20 protein-coding genes and 1 pseudogene are annotated in these 19,564 nt (G+C 72.5%); 11 read left to right on the forward strand and 10 right to left on the reverse strand.

Annotated elements, in window-relative coordinates; genetic code table 11:
* Positions 1–6: 6 nt before the first annotated feature.
* Both ACZ7GZ_RS08280 and ACZ7GZ_RS08285 read right to left on the reverse strand, forming a co-directional pair.
* Positions 7–552, reverse strand: a complete 546-nt coding sequence (locus tag ACZ7GZ_RS08280; RefSeq protein WP_471022039.1) for a PadR family transcriptional regulator — start codon at positions 550–552, stop codon at positions 7–9.
* Between the two features lie 31 nt (positions 553–583).
* The gene (locus ACZ7GZ_RS08285) at positions 584–2,599 is read right to left on the reverse strand and encodes an oxidoreductase (protein ID WP_471022040.1); all 2,016 of its coding nucleotides are present in this window, start codon (positions 2,597–2,599) and stop codon (positions 584–586) included.
* Between the two features lie 176 nt (positions 2,600–2,775).
* Here ACZ7GZ_RS08285 and ACZ7GZ_RS08290 point away from each other — a divergent pair, with 176 nt between their 5' ends.
* Complete coding sequence (locus tag ACZ7GZ_RS08290; RefSeq protein ID WP_471022041.1) at positions 2,776–3,189, forward strand: tautomerase family protein; 414 nt, start codon at positions 2,776–2,778, stop codon at positions 3,187–3,189.
* A 13-nt stretch (positions 3,190–3,202) separates the two neighbouring features.
* On the opposite strand, the gene ACZ7GZ_RS08295 is transcribed toward ACZ7GZ_RS08290, so the two are convergent.
* Both ACZ7GZ_RS08295 and ACZ7GZ_RS08300 read right to left on the reverse strand, forming a co-directional pair.
* A complete protein-coding gene (locus tag ACZ7GZ_RS08295; protein ID WP_471022043.1) occupies positions 3,203–3,574 on the reverse strand; it encodes a hypothetical protein in 372 nt (123 codons plus the stop codon).
* Positions 3,575–3,679: 105 nt separating this feature from the next.
* Positions 3,680–4,561 carry a hypothetical protein gene (locus tag ACZ7GZ_RS08300; RefSeq protein ID WP_471022044.1) on the reverse strand — a complete coding sequence of 294 codons (882 nt, stop codon included), beginning with the start codon at positions 4,559–4,561 and terminating at the stop codon, positions 3,680–3,682.
* Positions 4,562–4,912: 351 nt separating this feature from the next.
* Here ACZ7GZ_RS08300 and ACZ7GZ_RS08305 point away from each other — a divergent pair, with 351 nt between their 5' ends.
* Positions 4,913–6,991 carry a SpoIIE family protein phosphatase gene (locus ACZ7GZ_RS08305; RefSeq protein ID WP_471022046.1) on the forward strand — a complete coding sequence of 693 codons (2,079 nt, stop codon included), beginning with the start codon at positions 4,913–4,915 and terminating at the stop codon, positions 6,989–6,991.
* Positions 6,992–6,994: 3 nt separating this feature from the next.
* Here ACZ7GZ_RS08305 and ACZ7GZ_RS08310 read toward each other — a convergent pair whose 3' ends face one another.
* Positions 6,995–7,819, reverse strand: coding sequence for a putative protein N(5)-glutamine methyltransferase (locus ACZ7GZ_RS08310; protein WP_471022047.1), 825 nt, complete (start codon positions 7,817–7,819; stop codon positions 6,995–6,997).
* Positions 7,820–8,082: 263 nt separating this feature from the next.
* The gene (locus tag ACZ7GZ_RS08315) at positions 8,083–9,165 is read right to left on the reverse strand and encodes an ABC-2 transporter permease (protein WP_471022049.1); all 1,083 of its coding nucleotides are present in this window, start codon (positions 9,163–9,165) and stop codon (positions 8,083–8,085) included.
* Between the two features lie 125 nt (positions 9,166–9,290).
* Between ACZ7GZ_RS08315 and ACZ7GZ_RS08320 the strand changes: the two genes are divergently transcribed.
* Positions 9,291–9,689: a MarR family winged helix-turn-helix transcriptional regulator gene (locus ACZ7GZ_RS08320; RefSeq protein WP_471022224.1), complete on the forward strand. Its 399-nt coding sequence runs from the start codon at positions 9,291–9,293 to the stop codon at positions 9,687–9,689.
* A gap of 21 nt (positions 9,690–9,710) precedes the next feature.
* On the opposite strand, the gene ACZ7GZ_RS08325 is transcribed toward ACZ7GZ_RS08320, so the two are convergent.
* Positions 9,711–9,842 carry a hypothetical protein gene (locus ACZ7GZ_RS08325; protein WP_471022050.1) on the reverse strand — a complete coding sequence of 44 codons (132 nt, stop codon included), beginning with the start codon at positions 9,840–9,842 and terminating at the stop codon, positions 9,711–9,713.
* 100 nt (positions 9,843–9,942) lie between these two features.
* Between ACZ7GZ_RS08325 and ACZ7GZ_RS08330 the strand changes: the two genes are divergently transcribed.
* From ACZ7GZ_RS08330 to ACZ7GZ_RS08350, 5 genes are all read left to right on the forward strand, one after another.
* A complete protein-coding gene (locus ACZ7GZ_RS08330; protein ID WP_471022052.1) occupies positions 9,943–10,548 on the forward strand; it encodes a sulfite oxidase-like oxidoreductase in 606 nt (201 codons plus the stop codon).
* Between the two features lie 91 nt (positions 10,549–10,639).
* A complete protein-coding gene (locus tag ACZ7GZ_RS08335) occupies positions 10,640–11,347 on the forward strand; it encodes a ferredoxin reductase (protein WP_471022226.1) in 708 nt (235 codons plus the stop codon).
* Positions 11,348–11,563: 216 nt separating this feature from the next.
* Positions 11,564–12,148, forward strand: coding sequence for an Rv1733c family protein (locus ACZ7GZ_RS08340; protein WP_471022053.1), 585 nt, complete (start codon positions 11,564–11,566; stop codon positions 12,146–12,148).
* A gap of 115 nt (positions 12,149–12,263) precedes the next feature.
* On the forward strand, positions 12,264–13,232 hold the full coding sequence (locus ACZ7GZ_RS08345; protein ID WP_471022055.1) for an acetylxylan esterase: 969 nt from the start codon (positions 12,264–12,266) through the stop codon (positions 13,230–13,232).
* Between the two features lie 369 nt (positions 13,233–13,601).
* Positions 13,602–14,345, forward strand: coding sequence for a GntR family transcriptional regulator (locus ACZ7GZ_RS08350; RefSeq protein WP_471022056.1), 744 nt, complete (start codon positions 13,602–13,604; stop codon positions 14,343–14,345).
* Here the strand turns inward: ACZ7GZ_RS08350 and ACZ7GZ_RS08355 are convergent.
* Together ACZ7GZ_RS08355 and ACZ7GZ_RS08360 are read right to left on the reverse strand one after the other, a co-directional pair.
* Positions 14,315–15,067 carry a class I SAM-dependent methyltransferase gene (locus ACZ7GZ_RS08355; protein ID WP_471022057.1) on the reverse strand — a complete coding sequence of 251 codons (753 nt, stop codon included), beginning with the start codon at positions 15,065–15,067 and terminating at the stop codon, positions 14,315–14,317. The genes ACZ7GZ_RS08350 and ACZ7GZ_RS08355 overlap by 31 nt on opposite strands.
* 4 nt (positions 15,068–15,071) lie before the next feature.
* A complete protein-coding gene (locus ACZ7GZ_RS08360) occupies positions 15,072–15,635 on the reverse strand; it encodes a PadR family transcriptional regulator (protein WP_471022058.1) in 564 nt (187 codons plus the stop codon).
* 72 nt (positions 15,636–15,707) lie between these two features.
* Here ACZ7GZ_RS08360 and ACZ7GZ_RS08365 point away from each other — a divergent pair, with 72 nt between their 5' ends.
* Positions 15,708–16,106: a nuclear transport factor 2 family protein gene (locus ACZ7GZ_RS08365; RefSeq protein WP_471022060.1), complete on the forward strand. Its 399-nt coding sequence runs from the start codon at positions 15,708–15,710 to the stop codon at positions 16,104–16,106.
* Between the two features lie 30 nt (positions 16,107–16,136).
* Here ACZ7GZ_RS08365 and ACZ7GZ_RS08370 read toward each other — a convergent pair whose 3' ends face one another.
* Entirely contained in the window at positions 16,137–17,027 is an 891-nt protein-coding gene (locus ACZ7GZ_RS08370) for a hypothetical protein (protein WP_471022062.1), read from the reverse strand.
* A gap of 419 nt (positions 17,028–17,446) precedes the next feature.
* On the opposite strand from ACZ7GZ_RS08370, the gene rho reads away from it, so the two are divergent.
* Both rho and ACZ7GZ_RS08380 read left to right on the forward strand, forming a co-directional pair.
* Positions 17,447–18,595 (forward strand): transcription termination factor Rho, encoded by a 1,149-nt coding sequence (rho, locus tag ACZ7GZ_RS08375; RefSeq protein ID WP_471022063.1) that lies wholly within the window; start codon positions 17,447–17,449, stop codon positions 18,593–18,595.
* Positions 18,596–18,834: 239 nt separating this feature from the next.
* Positions 18,835–19,530, forward strand: a pseudogene (locus tag ACZ7GZ_RS08380) (D-alanyl-D-alanine carboxypeptidase family protein); the annotation flags it as partial.
* Positions 19,531–19,564: the final 34 nt, after the last annotated feature.

The following is a 19,564-nucleotide window of genomic DNA, read 5'->3' on the forward strand; positions in this document are numbered from 1 at the left end:
CGCGGCTCAGCCGGCGTCGGGCAGTTCGGCGAACTCCGCCAGGGCATGGGTGAGCCACTGGGTCCAGAAGGTCTCCAGGTCGATGCCGGCCCGCAGCACGAGGTGGCGCAGCCGGTCCTCGGGGGCGTCGCGGTCCGGCGGGAAGTCGCGCTCCTCGATCTCCCGGTACACGGCCAACTGCCGCCGGTGCAGCTCCAGATGGCGGCGCAGATCCGCCTCCAAGCCGGCCGTGCCGACCACCGCCGCGGCCCGCAGCCGCAGCAGGAGCACGTCTCGCTGGGGCCTCGGGTCCTGGGCGGCGCCGGTCCAGCGGGCCAGTTCGGCGCGGCCCGCGGGCAGGACTTCGTAGCTCTTCTTCTGCCCGCGGGCCGGCTGCTCGGCCGGCAGCGTGCGGATGAGCCCCTCGGCCTCCAGCCTCCCCAGCTCGCGATAGATCTGCTGGTGCGTCGCGGACCAGAAGTAGCCGATCGACTTGTCGAACCGGCGGGTCAGCTCCAGTCCCGACGACGGCTTTTCCAGCAGGGCGGTGAGGATCGCGTGCGGGAGTGACATGGACTCATCCTAGGGACGTGTTCCGGGCGGCCTACAGGGCCGCCGCCAGCTCCGTCCCCTGCTTGATGGCCCGCTTGGCGTCCAGTTCGGCCGCGACGTCCGCGCCGCCGATCAGATGGACGCTGCGCCCGGCGGCGGACAGCTCCTCGTACAGGTCTCGGCGCGGCTCCTGGCCGGTGCACAGGACGACCGTGTCGACCTCCAGGACCGTGCTCTCGTCGCCGACGGTGATGTGCAGGCCCGCGTCGTCGATCCGGTCGTAGCGCACGCCCGGGACCATGGTCACGCCGCGGTGCTTCAGCTCGGTGCGGTGGATCCAGCCGGTGGTCTTGCCGAGGCCGGCGCCGACCTTGGTCGTCTTGCGCTGCAGCAGGTGGACCTGGCGGGGCGGGGCCGGCCGCTGGGGGGCCGCGAGGCCGCCCGGTGTCTGGTAGTCCATGTCGACGCCCCAGTTCCGGAAGTAGGTCTCGGGGTCCTCGCTCGCCTTGTCGCCGCCGTCGGTGAGGTACTCGGCGACGTCGAAACCGATGCCGCCCGCCCCGAGGATCGCGACGCGGTCGCCGACGGGAGCACCGCCGCGGAGCACCTCGAGGTAGCCGAGGACGCGGGGGTGGTCGACACCGGGGATGTCCGGGGTGCGCGGGGTGACGCCGGTGGCGACGACGACCTCGTCGTAGCCGGCCACGGTCTCGGCGGTGACCCAGGTGTCGAGGCGTACGTCGACCCCGTGCGCGTCGAGCTGGTGGCGGAAGTAGCGCAGCGTCTCGTCGAACTCCTGCTTGCCGGGGACCTTGCGGGCGACGTTGAGCTGGCCGCCGATCTCGCCCGCGGCGTCGAACAGGGTGACCGCGTGGCCCCGTTCGGCGGCGGAGACGGCGCAGGCGAGTCCGGCCGGGCCGGCGCCGACGACGGCAACGCGCTTCTTCAGCCGGGTCGGGGCGAGCACCAGCTCCGTCTCGTGGCAGGCGCGCGGGTTGACCAGGCAGGAGGTGATCTTCCCGCTGAAGGTGTGGTCGAGGCAGGCCTGGTTGCAGCCGATGCAGGTGTTGATCGCCTCCGGTGTCCCGGCGGCGGCCTTGGCGACGAAGTCGGGGTCGGCCAGCATCGGGCGGGCCATCGACACCATGTCCGCGTAGCCACCGGACAGCAACTCCTCGGCGACGTCCGGGGTGTTGATGCGGTTGGTGGTCACCAGGGGCACGGACACCTCGCCCATGAGCTTCTTGGTGACCCAGGTGTAGGCGCCGCGCGGCACGGAGGTGGCGATGGTCGGGATGCGGGCCTCGTGCCAGCCGATGCCGGTGTTGATGATCGTCGCCCCGGCGGCCTCGACCGCCTTGCCGAGGGTGATCACCTCGTCCAGGGAGGAGCCGCCCGGGACCAGGTCCAGCATGGAGAGGCGGTAGATGACGATGAAGTCCTCGCCGACGGTCTCGCGCACCCGCTTGACGATCTCGACGGGGAAGCGCATCCGGTTCTCGTAGGAGCCACCCCAGCGGTCGGTGCGCCGGTTGGTCTGCGCGGCGATGAACTCGTTGATGAGGTAGCCCTCGGAGCCCATGATCTCCACGCCGTCGTAGCCGGCCTGCCGGGCGAGGCGGGCGGCGCGGGCGTAGTCGTCGATGGTGCGCTCGACGTCGGCGTCGGTCATCTCGCGCGGCACGAACGGGCTGATCGGCGCCTGCAGCGGGCTGGGCGCGACGAGGTCCTGGTGGTAGGCGTACCGGCCGAAGTGCAGGATCTGCAGCGCGATCCGGCCGCCCTCGCGGTGCACGGCCTCGGTGACGGCCCTGTGCTGCTCGGCCTCCGCCTCGGTGGTGAGCTTGGCGCCGCCCTCGTACGGGCGGCCTTCGTCGTTGGGTGCGATGCCGCCGGTGACGATGAGGCCGACCCCGCCGCGGGCGCGGGCCGCGTAGAACGCCGCCATGCGCTCGAAGCCGCGCTCGGCCTCTTCCAGGCCGACGTGCATGGAGCCCATGAGCACGCGGTTGGGCAGGGTGGTGAAGCCCAGGTCGAGCGGGGTCATCAGGTGCGGGTAACGGCTCATCGGGCCCTCCGTGCGCGGTGTCGTCGCCTCTTGTTGTAGAGGACACCCGAGGTTTTATGCAACTAGTTGCACAACCGGGCCGACGTGACACCAGCCACTCTGTACCTACTAGTATGTACACGACTCGGGAAGAGACTCGGGAGAGACCCACACCCGCCCCGAAAGGACGCTTCGCCATGCCCTTCGTCCGGATAGACGCGCTCGGCACCGACCCCGCCCGGCTCGACGCGCTCGGCCAGGCCGTCCACGACGCCCTCGTGGAGACGCTCGGCGTCCCGCCCGAGGACCGCTTCCAGGTGCTGACCGGCCACGACGGCGTCACCAGCACGCTGCGCTACGGCGACCACCTGGGCCTGCGCAAGGACGGCTCGGTGGTGTTCGTGGCGATCACCATGCGCTCGGGGCGGCCCCCGGAGCTGAAGCGCGCGCTGTACCGGAGGATCGCCGGGCTGGTGCACGAGCGCACCGGAACCGAGCCGCGCAACGTCGTCGTCACCGTCACCGAGAACACGTGCGTGGACTGGTCCTTCGGCGACGGCAAGGCGCAGTACGCCCCGGCCGGCGCGGAGCCGGACGGGGCGCTGCGGTAGCGAGAAGGGGGGGTCAGCGGCTCTGCAGCCGCAGATGCAGATCCCTCTCCTGGTCGCCGGAGGCCGTGCAGGTCTCCTCGACGGTGAACATCGAGTCCAGGGTGTGCCGGAACCGGTCCACGGCCCAGTAGCCGCCCTGGACGTCCGCCTGGACGGACGCGCCGAGGTGGACCGGCTCGCAGCCCTGGCCACGGGCGTCCGCGACGTCGTAGGTGCCGAGCCACACCATCGGCCGGACCTCGTGGAGCTGCTGAGGGATCTCGTCCGCGCCCCGGTCGGACGCGAAGCAGGAGCCCAGCGCGTCGAAGACGAGGCGGGCGTCCTCCTTGTCACCGCTGATCTCCACCGTGACGGTTTCCGGATGCGACCGCTCCGTGTGTGCCATTGATCGCTCCCTTCGTGGCCGCGCTGCAGTGGAACGGGGTACCCCGCCGAACCGCGTCCATCCTCAGGAAAGCACCACCGGCCGGTCCGCACACCCCAGGTGGGCTCAGCCGCGCGAGAACTTGTACGTCTTGCTGTCCGTCAGCACGCAGAAGCCGGGCGACACGACGATCACGCGCAGGATGCCGGTGCGGCGGTCGTAGTCGATGCCCTCCACCTCGAAGGACCCCGAGCAGGAGCTGCGCAGCGGCAGCCGGCGCAGGGCGGTGACATGGCCGGTGACGTCCGAGGAGCCGCCGGGCGGGGCAGACAGGTCGATCCGGAGCAGCGGCTTGGTGAGGCCGAAGAGGCTGCCGTCCGGGTCGTCGGAGGAGCACAGCAGGGTGGTGGGGGCGGAGAAGTCGCAGCCCTGGACGTCGCGGACGGCGTGGTCCAGGTGGACCGTCGCGGCCTGCGGGAGGTTCGCGGAGGGGGAGGTGGCCGGGTTGACGCCGGGGGTCGGGAAGACCAGCAGGCGGTTCATCGTGCCCCACTCGCCCGAGAGCATCCACTGGCCGTCGGGCGAGACGGCGTCCCAGGAGTTGTTCAGGGCCTCGCCGGGGCTCAGCGTGTGGACGTACTCCGACCAGGTGCCGTCGGGCGCCTGCACGCGGTACATCTTCGAGTTGCCGGAGTCCCGCTGATAGGGCTCGATGTAGTAGCCGTTGTACGAGGCGTCCGGGTCGCCGACGTGGTTCCAGCCGCGGCTGGAGACACCGAGCGGGATCGTCCCGATGCCCGTGTACCGGTTGGGGCTGTTCGCCGGGATCTCGACGGAGGCCAGCCCCTGGCTCTCGGTCAGCGGGTCGGCGCGGTCGGAACCGGTCTCGGTCCAGGTGTCGGCCGCGGCGGCGGGCCCGGGTGCGGCGAGCGACACGACGGCGGCGGTGGCGAAGGTGACGAGTCCGGCGAGAACTGCGTGACAACGTTGCCGGGCGGACGCGGGCATGGCCGACTCCTCGGACGGGGGATGGGAACACGGGGCGCGGGCAGGGGCAGGGGCAGGGCGGACGGGCGGGAGACACTCGGACGGCGGACAGTCTGGCGTGGCGCGATGGTCATGTACAGGCCAATGAAGCAACATGAGCGTGAACTCTCCCGGCCCGCCGCACCGGCGTGCACGATGTCCGGGACGAGTCCCGCCCCGGCGTGGCGGCTTCGGCGGACGTGCACCGCTGGGGTGAGAGATGGTGGACGTAGCCGGCGAAGGCGTCGGAGAGTCGGGTGTGAGCGCGGTGGAACAAGGGGAGTCGGCACGGGGGACGATGTGCCGTGCCAACGGGCGAAGGCGGTGCATGGCATGAGTGCAGCCGAGGCTCCGGTGACGGAGGGCGGCGAGCCGGTGCGCGGGCCGTTGCGTCCCGGCGGTCTGCTCGACGTACTGGGCGTGGCCTCGGTGGTGCTGGACACCACCGGGCGGATCGTGCTGTGGAGCCCGCAGGCGGAGGAGCTGTTCGGGTACAGCGCCGGCGAGGCCCTCGGCCAGTACGCCGCCCGGCTCATGGTCCACGAACGGCATTTCGAGCTGGTCGGCAAGCTCTTCGCCGATGTGATGCGCACCGGGCAGAGCTGGGCCGGCGGCTTCCCGATCCGCCACAAGGACGGCAGCACCCGCCTGGTGGAGTTCCGCAACATGCGGCTGCTGGACGACCGCGGTGACGTGTACGCGCTCGGACTCGCCGCCGACCAGTCGACCGTGCGGCGGCTGGAGCAGGACGTGGCCCTGTCCGAGCGGATGGTGAAGCAGTCACCGATCGGCTACGCCGTCCTGGACACCCGGCTGCGGTTCGTCTCGGTCAACCCGGCCCTGGAGAAGATCAACGGGGTGCCGGCCGCCGAGCACGTGGGCCGCACGCTGCGCGAAGTGCTCCCCATGCTGAACTCCGAGCCCGTGGAGACCGACGCCCGGCAGGTGCTGGACACCGGCGTGCCCGTGATCGACAACACGCTGGTCGGCCGTACCCCCGCCGACCCGGACCAGGACCACACCTGGGCACACTCGCTGTACCGGCTCGAGGACTCGATGGGCAACGTGCTCGGTGTCGCGGTCTCGGTGGTCGACATCACCGAGCAGCACCGGGCCTCGCTGGCGGCGGAGGCGGCCCGCCGCCGGCTCGCGGTCGTCGCCGACGCCTCCGCCCGGATCGGTACGACGCTGGAGCTGGACCGCACCGCCTGTGAGCTGGCCGACGTCGCCGTGCCGGAGCTGGCCGACGTGGCCGCCGTGGACCTGCTGGACGCGGTGGTGGAGGGCCGGCGCAGCACGCTCGGCCCGTCGCAGGCGGCGGTGATCCGGGCCCTGGCGGTGCGCCCGCAGAACGACTCGGACGCCGTACGGGCCGCCGACCCGCCCGGCCGGATCGCCCGGTACGCACCCGACCGCCTCGTCACCGAGTGCGTGCGCTCGGGCGAGGCGGTGCTGGTGCCCCACGTGAAGGACGACGACCTGCCGCGCATCGCCCGCTCCGCCGAGGCGGCCGAACTGCTGGGCCGGGCGGGACTGCACTCGTATCTAGCGGTGCCCCTGATCGCGCGGGGCGAGGTGCTCGGTGCCCTCGACCTCAAACGCACCAGCAATCCGGCGCCCTTCGACGAGGACGACGTGCTGCTCGCCCGGGAGCTGGCCGCCCGCGCGGCCGTGCAGATCGACAACGCGCGCTGGTACCAGAGCGCCCGCAACACCGCCCTGACCCTGCAGCGGAGCCTGCTGCCCGGCCATCCGCCGGTCATGACCGGCCTGGAGGTGGCCTCCCGCTACCAGCCCGCCGGGGCCACCAGCGAGGTCGGCGGCGACTGGTTCGACGTCATCCCGCTGGAGGGCGGCAAGACGGCGCTCGTGGTGGGCGACGTGATGGGCAGCGGGATCAGCGCGGCCGCGACCATGGGCCGGCTGCGCACGGCGACCACCACGCTGGCCGCCCTCGGCCTCGACCCGGCGCTGCTGCTGGAGCACCTGGACAAGACGACGTCGGCCCTGGACCACTCCATCGCAACCTGCGTGTACGCCGTGCACGATCCGCACCTGCGACAGTGCCGGATCGCCAACGCCGGCCATCTGCCGCCGGCCCGGGTCCGCCCGGGCCGGCCGCCGGAACTGCTCGACCTGCCGACCGGGGTGCCACTGGGGGTCGGCGGGATCGAGTTCTCCACCGTGACGGTCGACTTCGAGCCGGGCGACGAGCTGGTGTTCTACACCGACGGGCTGGTGGAGACCCGCTGCCACTCCCTGGACGAACGCCTGGACTTCCTGCTGTCCCTGCTCGACGACCCCGCCCGCCCGCTGGAGGAGACCTGCGACCTCCTGCTGCGGACCCTGCACCACCCCGACAACCACGACGACGTCGCCCTGCTGATCGCCCGGGCGCAGGAACTGCCCTGACGGTTACGGCAGTACGCCGATCACCACGTGCGCGGACAGCTCCTCCGACACCGCCAGACGGGACGTCAGGCCCGCGCCCGTGAGGGCCCGGACGGCTGCCGGCGCCTGCCGTTCACTGGTCTCGGTCAGCAGACAGCCTCCCGGCGCGAGCCACTCGGGCGCCCCGGCGGCCACCCGCCGCAGCACGTCCAGGCCGTCCGCACCGCCGTCCAGGGCGACGCGCGGCTCGTGGTCGCGGGCCTCCGCAGGCAGCAGGGGCAGTTCGGCGGTGGGGACATAGGGCACGTTGGCGGTGAGGATGCCGACACGGCCGCGCAGTGCGGCGGGCAGGGCGCCGTAGAGGTCGCCGGTGTGGACCCGGCCGCCGAAGGCGGCGAGGTTGCGGCGGGCACACCGTACGGCGGCGGGGTCGATGTCGGCGGCATGCACCTCGGCACCGTCCAGGGCGGCGGCGAGGGCCGCGCCGAGCGCGCCCGAGCCGCAGCACAGGTCCACGACCACGCTCGCGTACGACGCCTGGGCCAGCGCCTGGTCGACCAGGAACTCGGTGCGGCGGCGGGGGACGAACACCCCCGGCTCCAGGGTGATGCGCAGCCCGCGGAACTCGGCCCAGCCGAGGACCTGTTCCAGCGGGAGCCCGGCGACACGACGGTCCACCATCGAGGACATTTCGTCCACGGTGCCGGCGGTGGCGAGGATCAAGTCCGCCTCGTCCTCGGCGAAGACACACCCGGCGGCGCGCAGCGCGGAGACGACGGCGGTGAGGGAACGGGAAGACGACGAGAACGACGAGGATTTCGAAGATGTCGAACGCGACGCATATGGCATGGAGGCGACGGGCCTTTCGGGAGCGCGAGAACTTCAGGGCGCTCCCGCGGTCACCGCTGCCGGTGCACCGCGTCGTCCTGAGGAGAGAGCACCCCGGCTGACACAGCGGTGATGGGTCCCACCTCCTCGCGATCGGGGCCGCGAGCGCCGCGACCGGACAGCCACCATACCCCAAGGGGCGCCCCCCGGTTCGGGCGAAAACGACTGGCGCGGCGGCTACGCTCGCGGCGATGACGTGCGCTCCCTGTCCTGGCCGGCCCGGTTCAGACGCCGACCGTCTCCTCGGCCTCTTCCTCGGCGGCCCGCTCCGCCTCGCGCTCGGCGGGCACCAGGGCCGGTGTGGCCGCCGCCTCCGTTGCGGCGCCGGCGTGGCCGGCCGCGTGCCGGGCCTTGCGGGGCCGCTCGTACAGGGCCGCGACCCCGGTCACCACCAGGCCCGCCAGCAGCCAGAGCACGAGGGTCCACAGGTTGCGCGAGAGACCGTCGTCACCGAAGTACAGCAGGCTGCGGACGCCCTCGACGAAGCCGGCACCGTTCCAGAAGGCGTGCAGGGCGCCGAAGAAGCCGTTCTGCAGCTCGGGGCGGAACAACCCGCCGGAGCTGGTGAAGTTGAGCATCACGAACAGCACCATCATGGTGAGCGTCGTCCACCGCTTCAGGAAGGTGTGCAGGCCGACGCCGACGAAGAGGATGCCGGCCGAGTACAGCCAGGCCATGCCCCACACGCCGGCGAGGTCGTGGTGCGCGAGGTGGAACACCGGTCCGGCGAGCAGCGCGCCGATGCCGCTGACCACGGCGGAGACGCCGAGCGCGAGCAGTGCCCGCACCCGCATCGACAGGCCCGCGCCGGCGGCACCGAGGGCGGCGACCGAGGCGTAGGAGCCGATGCTGAGGGCGATCAGCAGGAAGAACAGTCCCTGGCCTGTGGGGTCGTCGGCGACCGGCTCGGCCACGTCGGTGACCTTCAGCGGCACGCCCTTCCCGGCGGCGACCGGCGTGAAGACCTTCTCGACGGCGGTCGCGCCCATGTCGGAGGCGGCGCTCGCCACCAGCAGTTCGGGCACCTCGGCACTCGGCACATAGGCGCCGGTCACCTCACGGGACTTCAGCAGGTCGACGGCGTCGGCGCGGGTGGCGACCGTGCGCACGTCGAGCTTGTCCCCGGCGGTGTCCTTGACGGTCTGGGCGAAGACCTTGGCCTGCGGGGCGGTGCCGACGACGGCGACGGGCAGGTGGTGCGGCTCGGGGGTGACGAAGGCCCCCATGTACGCGAGCCCCATGCCTATGCACATCAGCAGCGGGGTGATCAGGTGCGTCAGCACGTGGCGCAGTGCCGGTGACCTCATCGCGGGCGACCTCCAAAGGTTGGCTTATACAACTTCCTGCTCAAGTTGTACTATACAACTAGAACGCCGGAGGAGGTATTCCCGTGAGCGCAGCGCAGTCGGCCGTCGAGACGATCCAGCGCGAGATGACCATCTTCGCCCGCCGGGCCCGCGCCTCGGCAGGCCGTATGCACCCGGAGCTGTCGCTGGTGTCGTACACCCTGCTCGGCCACCTGGAGGAGCAGGCGGGCTGCCGTGCGACCGACCTGGCGGCGCACTACGCCCTGGACAAGTCCACGGTCAGCCGCCAGGTGACCGCGCTGGAGCGGGCCGGGCTGATCGAGCGCCGCCCGGACCCGGAGGACGCCCGGGTCCAGGTGCTGCATCTGACGCAGGCCGGCCGGGAGATCCTCGCCCAGGTCACCCGCAGCCGCCGCGCCGCGTTCCGCGAGCGGCTCGCCAACTGGCCGGAGGAGGACCTGGTGCGCTTCGCGGCCTACCTGGAGCGGTACAACGCGGGTCCGCGCGAGACCGGACCCGCCTGACCCCTCTGCTGTCCCCCTCACTCACGCCACAGGTGCCGCTGCCGCGGCCCGGTCGTCCACCGGCCGCTGCGGGGCGCGGGCCGCGAGGAACGCCGTACGACGCCGCAGCCGGAAGCCCAAGGACTCGTACAGCCGGATCGCGCCCGTGTTCACTCCGCCGTGCCGCGTGTGGACGTACGCCTTGGGCCGGGCGCAATGATCAGGGGCGTGACCAGGAAACTGAGCACCCTGAACGACAGCGTACGGTTTAAGGATGAACGTCACGCGAGGCTTCACGGGCCGCCCGCGCGTCCACAACCCGGGGCTGCCACCCGGGCAGTACGACGCGGGCGAGGACTGGCCCGTCCTGTCCGCCGAGGTCACCCCCGACCTCGCGCCGGCCGACTGGACCTTCCGCATCGACGGACTGGTCGAGCGGTCGTACACCTGGGACTGGGACGCCGCGCACGCGCTGCCGGCCTCGGAGTACGACGGCGACATCCACTGTGTGACGGGCTGGTCGAAGTTCGGCGTGCGGTTCGGCGGTGTCTCCCTGGACGCGTTCTTCAGTGTTGCGCGGCCCCATGTGTCGGCCACCCATGTGATCGCCCGCTCCCACACGGGCTACACCACCAACCTGCCACTCGGTGACCTGACCGGCGGGCGGGCCTGGATCGTCTGGGAGTACGGCGGCGAGCCGCTGCCGTCCGAGCACGGCGGCCCGGCACGGCTGCTGGTGCCCCACCTCTATTTCTGGAAGAGCGCCAAGTGGATCGCGGGCCTCACGCTCCTCGACCACGACGAGCCCGGGTTCTGGGAGCGGAACGGCTACCACGAGCGCGGCAACCCCTGGGAGGAGCAGCGTTACTCCGGTGACTGAGACGCTGACGACGCACCCGGACCCCCCGGCCGGGGCCTCCCCCGACCCCGGCTCGAACGTTCCCGCCGGGGAGTTCGCGGTTCCCGGCCGCATCGCCGTGAGCGAGCGGGTGGCGGCGGTGTGGCAGACGGCCACCCTGACGGAGATCCGGCGTGAGACGCCGCACGCGGCCACCTTCCGGCTGGCGGTGCCGGACTGGGCGGGGCATGTGCCCGGCCAGCATCTGATGCTGCGGCTGACCGCGCCGGACGGCTATGTGGCGCAGCGCCACTACTCGATCGCCTCGGCGCCGGACGACTCCGGGCACATCGAGCTGACACTGGACCACGTGCCGGACGGCGAGGTCTCCGGCTGGTTCCACACCGTCGCCCGCCCCGGGGACACGATCGAGGTGCGCGGGCCGCTGAGCGGGTTCTTCGCCTGGCCGGGCGACCGGCCCGCGCTGCTGATCGGCGCCGGTTCCGGGATCGTCCCGCTGATGTCGATGGTCCGGCACCACCGGCGGCGCGGCCTCGCCCTGCCGCTGCGCATGCTGGTGTCCGCGCGCAGCCCCGAGGAACTGATCTACGCCGCGGAGCTGGGCGCGGAGACGACGCCCGTGTTCACCCGCAGCGCTCCGCAGGGTGTGCCCGTGGGACGTATGGCGGCCGCCCATGTGGCCCCGCTCCTGTCCGAGCAGCCTCCCGGGGGGTGGGAGGCCTATGTGTGCGGATCCAACGGGTTCGCCGAACACGCCTCCCGGCTGCTGGTCGCGGCGGGCCAGCCGGTGGGCCGGATCCGTATCGAGCGCTTCGGCTGATCCCGGGGCGCGCACCGCGGCCGGTCGCGTGATCGTGGGGCGCATGGCGCGTTCCGCGCTCCAGACGGGCTCGAACTCGCGCTTCGCAACGTGAGCGAGGTGCTCCGTACGGGGTACGAGACGGGTGTGGACACTCGTGTGCGTGAGCGGCGGGGGTGACATGCCGCGGTGAGCGGCTCGTCGGCTCTCCGGCTCCGACGGTGCGAGGAGGTGGACATGCGTACCCGGGTGCGTGGCTGGCGCTGGCGGCGCAATCCGCTACGGCGCCACTCGGATCTCGTGGAGGCGTGGACGGTGCTGATCGTCGCCGTCCTGCTGTTCGTCGTCGCACCCCTGGCCGGCGCGGCCGCCGGCCTGCGCGCGCATGACGAGGCCCGGACGCTCGCCGCTGCCCAGCGGGCCGAACGCCATCAGGTGCGCGCGCTGGTGATCGGCGACCCGCCCGTGCGGGTGTCCGCCGTGCAGGGCGACCGCGAGCACCCCTACCGCGCCGAGGTCCGCTGGACCGAGCCCGGCAGGGGGACCCGGACGGCGTGGGCCCGGGTGCCGGCGGGGACCCGCACCGGCGACACGGTCGCCGTGTGGTTCGACGCCCGTGGCCGCGATGTCGCACCGCCGGCCGACGACGCGGCGGTCTGGCAGCACTCGGTGACCGTCGGCGTGTGCGCGGCGGGCGGCGCGGCGGCCGTCGTCCTCCTCGGATACGCCGCCGAGCGCCGGATCGCCCTGCGCCACCGGCTGGCGGAGTGGGAGCGGGAGTGGGCGCGCACGGGCCCGAGGTGGACCCAGCCACGGGCATGACCGCGATCCGCATGACGGCGATCCGGCCGCCGGGCGGGCGCAAACCCACTGGTCACCCTCCGACCGTCAACGTACGGTGAACTGACGCTGTTTCCTTTCACAAAGGCGGTTGTTGATGGCCCTGTTCGACCTTCCCCTCGATGAACTGCGCACGCACCGCAGCGAGTCCACCGAGCCCGAGGACTTCGACGCCTTCTGGGAGAAGACCCTCGAGGAGGCACGCGAGCACGAGCTGGAGGCCCGCTTCGAGCCGGTGGACACCGGGCTGTCGACGGTCGAGGTGTACGACGTGACGTTCGCCGGCTTCGGCGGGCATCCGGTCAAGGGCTGGCTGCGGCTGCCGGCCGGCGCGAGTGAGCCCCTGCCGCTGGTCGTGGAGTTCATCGGCTACGGCGGGGGGCGCGGGCTGCCCCACGAGAACCTGCTGTGGGCGTCGACGGGCCGGGCACACTTCGTGATGGACACCCGCGGCCAGGGCAGCGCCTGGGGTGCCGGGGGCGGCACGGCGGACCCGGTGGGCGCGGCACCGGCGTACCCCGGGTTCATGACGCGGGGCATCGACGCGCCCGAGAACTACTACTACCGCCGGGTGTACACGGACGCCGTGCGTGCCGTGGAGGCGGCCCGCTCGCACCCGCTGACCGACGCGGCGCGCACCGTGGTGCTCGGCTCCAGCCAGGGCGGCGGCATCTGCCTGGCCGTCGGCGGCCTGGTCCCCGACCTGGTCGCGGTCGCGCCGGACGTGCCGTTCCTGTGCGACTTCCCGCGCGCGACCGTACTGACGGATCGTCACCCGTACCGCGAGATCGCCCTGTTCCTCAAGACGCACCGCGGACGCTCGGCGGAGGTGCAGCGCACGCTGTCCTACTTCGACGCGGTGCACTTCGCGGCCCGGGGCCGGGCGCCGGCGCTGTTCTCGGCGGCGCTGGAGGACCAGACCTGCCCGCCGTCGACGGTGTTCGCCGCGTTCAACGCCTGGGCGCACGAGGACAAGGCGATCGAGGTCTACGACTTCAACGACCACGAGGGCGGTGGCCCCTTCCACGAGGTGGAGCAGGTGCGCTGGCTGAGGTCGTACGCCTGAGGCCGCGCGCGGCAGCGGGAGCCACCCGACCGCAGCAGCGGAACATGCTGCTCGACGTGGGGTCGACCACCGCGGCCCAGGGGGGCGCTGTGCGCGCGTCTGCTCGCCGACCGTGGCGGACAGCGAACGGGTGGCCGTCCTCAGCCAGTTGCCGCCCGCCGCGCTCGCGGCACTGCCGAATCCCGTGGTCGGCGCGGCGCAGGCGAACGCGCCCGGGTGGGAGGCGGCAGCGCCCTGTGACAACGGCCCCGCGCGGGCGGGTTTCGGCCGAACCGGCAGGCCGGTCTTCCCTCGTGGTTTAGACCAATGCTAATTGTGGTCGCGCAACGAGCCCGAACGACTACGTCTTGTCACCACAGGAGGCGCGGCATGGCCCGCACCACCCCGCACGAACCCGCGCAGAACGACGACCGGCCCCTGTACGGGCGCATCGCGGCACTGCTGCTCGACGAACTGCGCGACGGCACCATTCCGCCCGGCGAACGGCTGCCGGGCGAACGGCACTTGGCCGCGCACTTCCAGGTCAGCCGGGAGACCGTCCGGCAGGCGCTGGAGGTGCTGCGGCGCAGCGGTCTGGTCGCCACCGACCGGCGGGGCAGCCATGCCGCGCTGCCCGCCCGGCCGGTCCAGGCACCGGGGACGCCGGCCTTCCCGCTGGGCGCCCGCTCGGCGGACCCGTCCGCGGTCGACCGGGCCACGGTCACCTGGGAGACTCCGCCGCCGGAACACGCGCGGGCGTTGGGCCTGGCCCCGCGCCGGCCGACGCTCGTGCACCGCTACCGGTCGGACACGCCGGACGGCCGGTCGCTGCGCACGGCGGTGACGTCGTTCTCGGCGGTGGCGCTGGCCGAGGTCGCGGAGCTGGCCCGCTACCGGGACCGGGCCGACGGCGCCACGCCCGCGCATCTGCGGCGGGCCTACGACTGGATGCGCAAGGCCGGCCTGGCCCTGCACCACCGCGATTCCATCACCCAGGTGGACGGCGCCTCCTCGGTGCGGGTGACGCGGCGCGTGCACGACCAGTACGCCCGGCCACTGGAGATCACCGATCTGGTGGTGGACGCCGAAGGGGACACACTGGTCTACGAGTTCACGCTGCCCGCGGCGAGCTGAGCCCGCCGGGCCTCGACCAGCCGGGCCCGTGGGCTGCCGTCGCCGCGCCGCCCGAACCCGGGCAGGGTGTGCAGCTCGACGGTGAATCCGGCGCGCGCCAGCTCCGCGAGCACGTCGCCGAGCCGGAAGGCCCGGTAGTACATGACGAACGGCGGCCGCCACAGCGCGTTGCGCACCCGCATCACCGCGTCGAAGCCGAGCAGCACCCAGAAGCCGGGCTGCGTCGGACGGGGCGGCGCGAGCACCGGGAAGGCGAACCGGCCACCGGGCCGCAGCACGGAGTGGACCTGGGCGAACAGCCCGGGCAGCTCGCGCGGCAGGAAATGACCGAACGCCCCGAAGGAGACGACCAGATCGAAGGCGGCCCTCAGCGGCAGGGCGCGGGCGTCGCCGCGCACCCAGGCGACCTCGGGCCCGCCGCCGGGCCGCACCCGGCGCCGGGCGACGTCGAGCATGCCCGCGCTGAAGTCGACCCCGGTGACGCTCCGACGGCACAGCCCGGTCAACACCTCCACCCCGGCGCCCGTGCCACAGCACAGGTCGAGCCCGTCCTCGAAGGGCCCGAGCGGGGCCAGCGCCTTCGCGACGGACTCCAGCACCTGGTCGGGGGTCCGGAAGGGGGTGTGGTCGAACTTCGGGGCGAGCAGGTCGTAGCCGTGCTCGACGGACGACAGGGCCTGCACGGCCAGTTCACGGAGACTGGGGCCTTCGGGTCCGAACATCTCCTCAGCCTAGGGCCACCCGCTCGGCCAGGACCGTGAGGGCCCGCTCGCACCAGCGCAGGTTCTCCTCCTCGAAGGCGATCCCGGCCATGAGGGTGAGGTAGGGGCCGACGCGGTCGGCCTCGCGGAGGTACTCGTCCTCGGTGCGGCCGTCGAGGAGGCGGGCCTGCACCCGCCGGTAGCGGTCGAGCTTTCCGCGCGCCCAGCCTCTGCGCTCCTCGACCAGCGCGCGGGTGACCCCGGGGTCGCCGCCGTCCATCGCCTGGATCTTGATGAGGAGTTCGTCGCGGATGGCGGTGGGCCGCTTCGGCGGCTCGGCGGCGAACGCGGCCAGCTCCGCCCGGCCGGCCTCCGTGAGCGTGAACATCCGCTTGTTCGGCCGTCGTTCCTGCTGCACCGTCCGGGCCTGGACCAGCCCGTCCCGGGCCAGGCGCTCCAGTTCCCGGTAGAGCTGCTGGGGGGTGGCGGGCCAGAAGTTGGCGAGTGAGACGTCGAACGCCTTCGACAGTTCGTAGCCCGAGGCCTCGCCCTCCAGCAGGGCGGCCAGGACGGCGTACTTGAGCGACATGTGGACAGGCTAACAGCCGTTGATTAATCTCATCCGCACCTATTCAATTAATTGACTAAGCGAGGTGGTCCGATGCGCGCGTTCCGTGAGGCCGTGGAGGCCGGGGACATGGACGCCGTCGAGGCGCTGCTGGCCGAGGACGTCGTCTTCACCAGCCCGGTCGTCTTCAAGCCGTACCCGGGCAAGGCGATCACCGCGGCGATCCTGCGCGCGGTCTCCCAGGTGTTCCAGGACTTCCGGTACGACCGCGAGATCGGCGACCCGGCCGGCCCCCACCACGCGCTGGTCTTCACCGCCCGTATCGGGGACCGCGAGCTGACCGGGTGCGACTTCCTGCACGTGAACGAGGAGGGCCTGATCGACGACTTCATGGTCATGGTCCGCCCGCTGTCCGGCGCCCAGGCCCTCGCCGAGGCCATGGGCGCGCGGTTCGACCAGATCGCCGAGGAGGCGGAGGCACGGTCCGCATAGGTCCGGCCCGGAGAAGCAGGGGCCTGGGGGTCAGCCCTTCAGCCGGCCCAGCGTGGCCTTGGCGTCCCTCTTCAGCCAGTCGTCCACGTCGCTGAGCGCCGGCGGGTTCTTGTCCTGGTCGTACGAGGTGAGGTAGGCGCTGTAGCTCATCGTGTACGTCACCCAGCCGTCGCGGACGGCAAGGGTGGCGTAGCGGGAGCCGCTGCCTGAGGAGCCGCTGGTGGTGTCCTGGCTGACGAGGTAGGCCTCGTCGCCGATCCCGCTGACGGCGGAGACGTCGTAACCGGTGTGGCTGTCACCGTAGTTCTTCCACGTGGCGGTGAACTCGGGCCCCGGGTCGGTTCTCTTGTGCAGGTCCAGCTGCATCGACAGATAGGCGTCGGCATACGACGAGCCGGTCTTCTTCAGACCCAGGCTGCAGTAACCCTCGTCCAGCGCCGCGTTCCTGAGGGAGGTCTTGGTCGGCGAGGAGTCGCCCTCGGGATACTCGCCCTTGAAGGAGGAGTAGTCGGCGCTGGAGCACATGCTGGAGGGCGCCGAGTAGCCGCGCAGGTCCGCGCCGTCGCCCTTGCCGCCGATGAGGAGGACACCGGCCGCCCAGGCGGCGGAGGCGACGACCGCACCGACCACGGCCCACAGCACCGCCTTGCCGGCCCCGCCGCCACCGGGCGCGGGGACGGGCACCGCGGGCCCGAACTGAGCAGCCTGGGCGTAGGGGTTCTGCGGCTGACCCGGCTGACCGAACTGGCCCGGCTGACCGAACTGATTCAGCTGTCCCGGCACCGGCTGGCCGACCAGCGTGGGCTGCGCGTAGAAGGTGCCGTGCGGCGGGGACTGCGGGGCCGGGTAGGGATAGGGCGTCGGCTGCGGCGGGATCGCCGGCTGGTCGGCCGGCTGCTGCGGCGGCGGCGGCGTGGACATGTCCTGAACATAGTCGATGGTTACCGGTGAAGTCCCTTGACGTCCTGGATCGTTACGGTCTGGGGACATCTGGGTGGGGTATCGGCAGCTGCGGGGAACCCCGTGAGGGAACAGACGCGGACGCCGTCGTGTTGACCCGACCGGACGCACGGGTATAGTGCGATCAGCGCATGTGCGTGTCCCGTCGTACGGACACCGGTGCGGTTCTCTCCACCAGCCTCTCGGCCGAGGCTTCCGACCGGCCCGGGCTTTCTCTCTGCACCACCTCGCGACCAGGGCGTCCGCGCCGTACCCGAGGTGTCGTTCCCGCCGCCCGGAGGCAGCTGTCCACGCCTCCCGCTCGCGGCCTCCTCCTTCCCCCCTCTCTGCTTCCGTCCGCGAGACGACCCACTGTCCTCCGACCGTGAAAGGACTCCCCCATGACCACCACACTCGAACACGCTCCCGTGGTCGAGCAGACCCCGGCTCCCCGGCTCGTCACCGGTGTCCTCGACATCGACGCGCACGGGAAGGGGCAGCTGCGGGCCGCGCACCTGCTGCCCTCCCCCGCCGACCCCCAGGTCCCGCCGGCCCTGATCCGGCGCCACGGCCTGCGCAAGGGCGACCACGTCGAGGGCGTCCGGGGTGACCGGCGCGCCCTGACCGAGGTCACACGCGTCGACGGACGCGACCCGGCGGACCTGCCCGGCCGGCGGCACTTCCGCGATCTCACCCCCCTCCATCCGCACGACCGCATCCGCCTCGAACACCCCGCGTCCGGGGTGGCCGGGCGGGTCGCGGACCTCTTCGCCCCGGTCGGCAAGGGCCAGCGCGGACTCATCGTGGCCCCGCCGAAGAGCGGCAAGACCGTGCTGCTCCAGCAGCTCGCCGCCGCCGTGGCCGGCAACCACCCCGAGTGCCGGCTGATCGTGCTGCTGCTCGACGAGCGTCCCGAGGAGGTCACCGAGATGCGCCGCTCGGTGCGCGGCGAGGTGTACGCCTCCACCTTCGACCGGACTCCCAAGGAGCACATCGCCCTCGCCGAACTCGTCGTCGAGCGGGCCAAGCGCCTGGTGGAGGCCGGCGAGGACGTCGTCGTCCTGCTGGACTCACTGACCCGGCTGTGCCGGGCCCACAACAACGCCTCCGCCGCCGGCGGCCGTACGCTGAGCGGCGGTGTCGACGCGGGCGCGCTGCTCGGCCCCAAGCGGTTCTTCGGCGCCGCGCGCCAGGCCGAGGAGGGCGGCTCGCTGACCATCCTGGCCACCGTCCTGGTGGACACCGGCTCCCGCGCCGACGGCTACTACTTCGAGGAGCTGAAGAGCACGGGCAACATGGAGCTGCGGCTGGACCGCGAAGCCGCCACCCGCCGCCTCTTCCCCGCCGTGGACCTCGACGCCACCGGCACCCGCCGCGAGGAACTCCTGCTCACGCCGGCCGAATTGTCGGCCGTGCACGGTCTGCGCCGCGTCCTGCGCTCCCGCGAGAACGGCCCGTCCGGTCTGGAGACCCTCCTGGAACGGCTGCGCTCCACCCCCGACAACGCCGCGTTCCTGCGGCACGTCCGGCCCACCCTGCCCGCCGGCTGACCCCTCGCGCGGGCGGCCGGAGTGCGGCATCCGGGTTGCTCCGGTGGGCCGAACGGCCCCGACAGCGCGAGCGACGGCGACCTCGTTCGTACGTTGATCATATGTTCACAGCCCTTTCTCACCGGGCGGCCGTGTCGGGTTGTTCCCTGTGCGTGGCGGGCGTGCTGGCACTCGCGCCGGCCGCCGCCGCTGCCGGACCCCGTGCCGGCGAGCCCGCGCCGCCCGGACCCCGGGCGGCGATGCCCGGGCCGTCCCTGCTCTACCGCTCCGGCCCCCAGGTCCGGCCGCACCGGGGCGTGCCCGAGGTGCCGGAGGTGTCGGCGCTGTCCTGGGTGGTGGCCGACGCGGACAGCGGGGAGGTGCTGGCCGCCAACGACGCGCACCGCAGGCTGCCGCCCGCGAGCACCCTGAAGACGTTGTTCGCCCTGACCGTGCTGCCGACGCTGCCCGCCGGGATGCAGCACACCGTGCGGGACGAGGAGCTGGCGGACATCGGCCCGGGCAGCAGCCTGGTCGGCGTCGAGGAGGGGCACTCCTACCAGGTGGCCGACCTGTGGCGCGGGGTCTTCCTCAGCTCCGGCAACGACGCCGTGCACGTGCTCGCCTCGCTGAACGGCGGCTGGGCGGCCACGGCCGCGCGGATGCAGGGCAAGGCACGCTCGCTCGGCGCCCTGGACACCCATGTCGTGTCCCCCGACGGCTACGACGCCCCCGGCCAGGTGTCCTCCGCCTACGACCTGGCAGTCTTCGGCCGGACCGGGCTGCGCAACGCCGACTTCGCCCGCTACTGCTCCACCGCCCAGGCACAGTTCCCCGGTGAGGGATCGTCGTACGGCATCGAGAACACCAACCGGCTGCTGACCGGTGAGGACGGGGTGGCGCCGTATCCGGGGCTGATCGGCATCAAGAACGGCTACACCACCGATGCGGGCAACACCCTCGTGGCCGCGGCCCGCCGGGACGGGCGCA

Source organism: Streptomyces sp. NPDC037288, assembly GCF_055603265.1.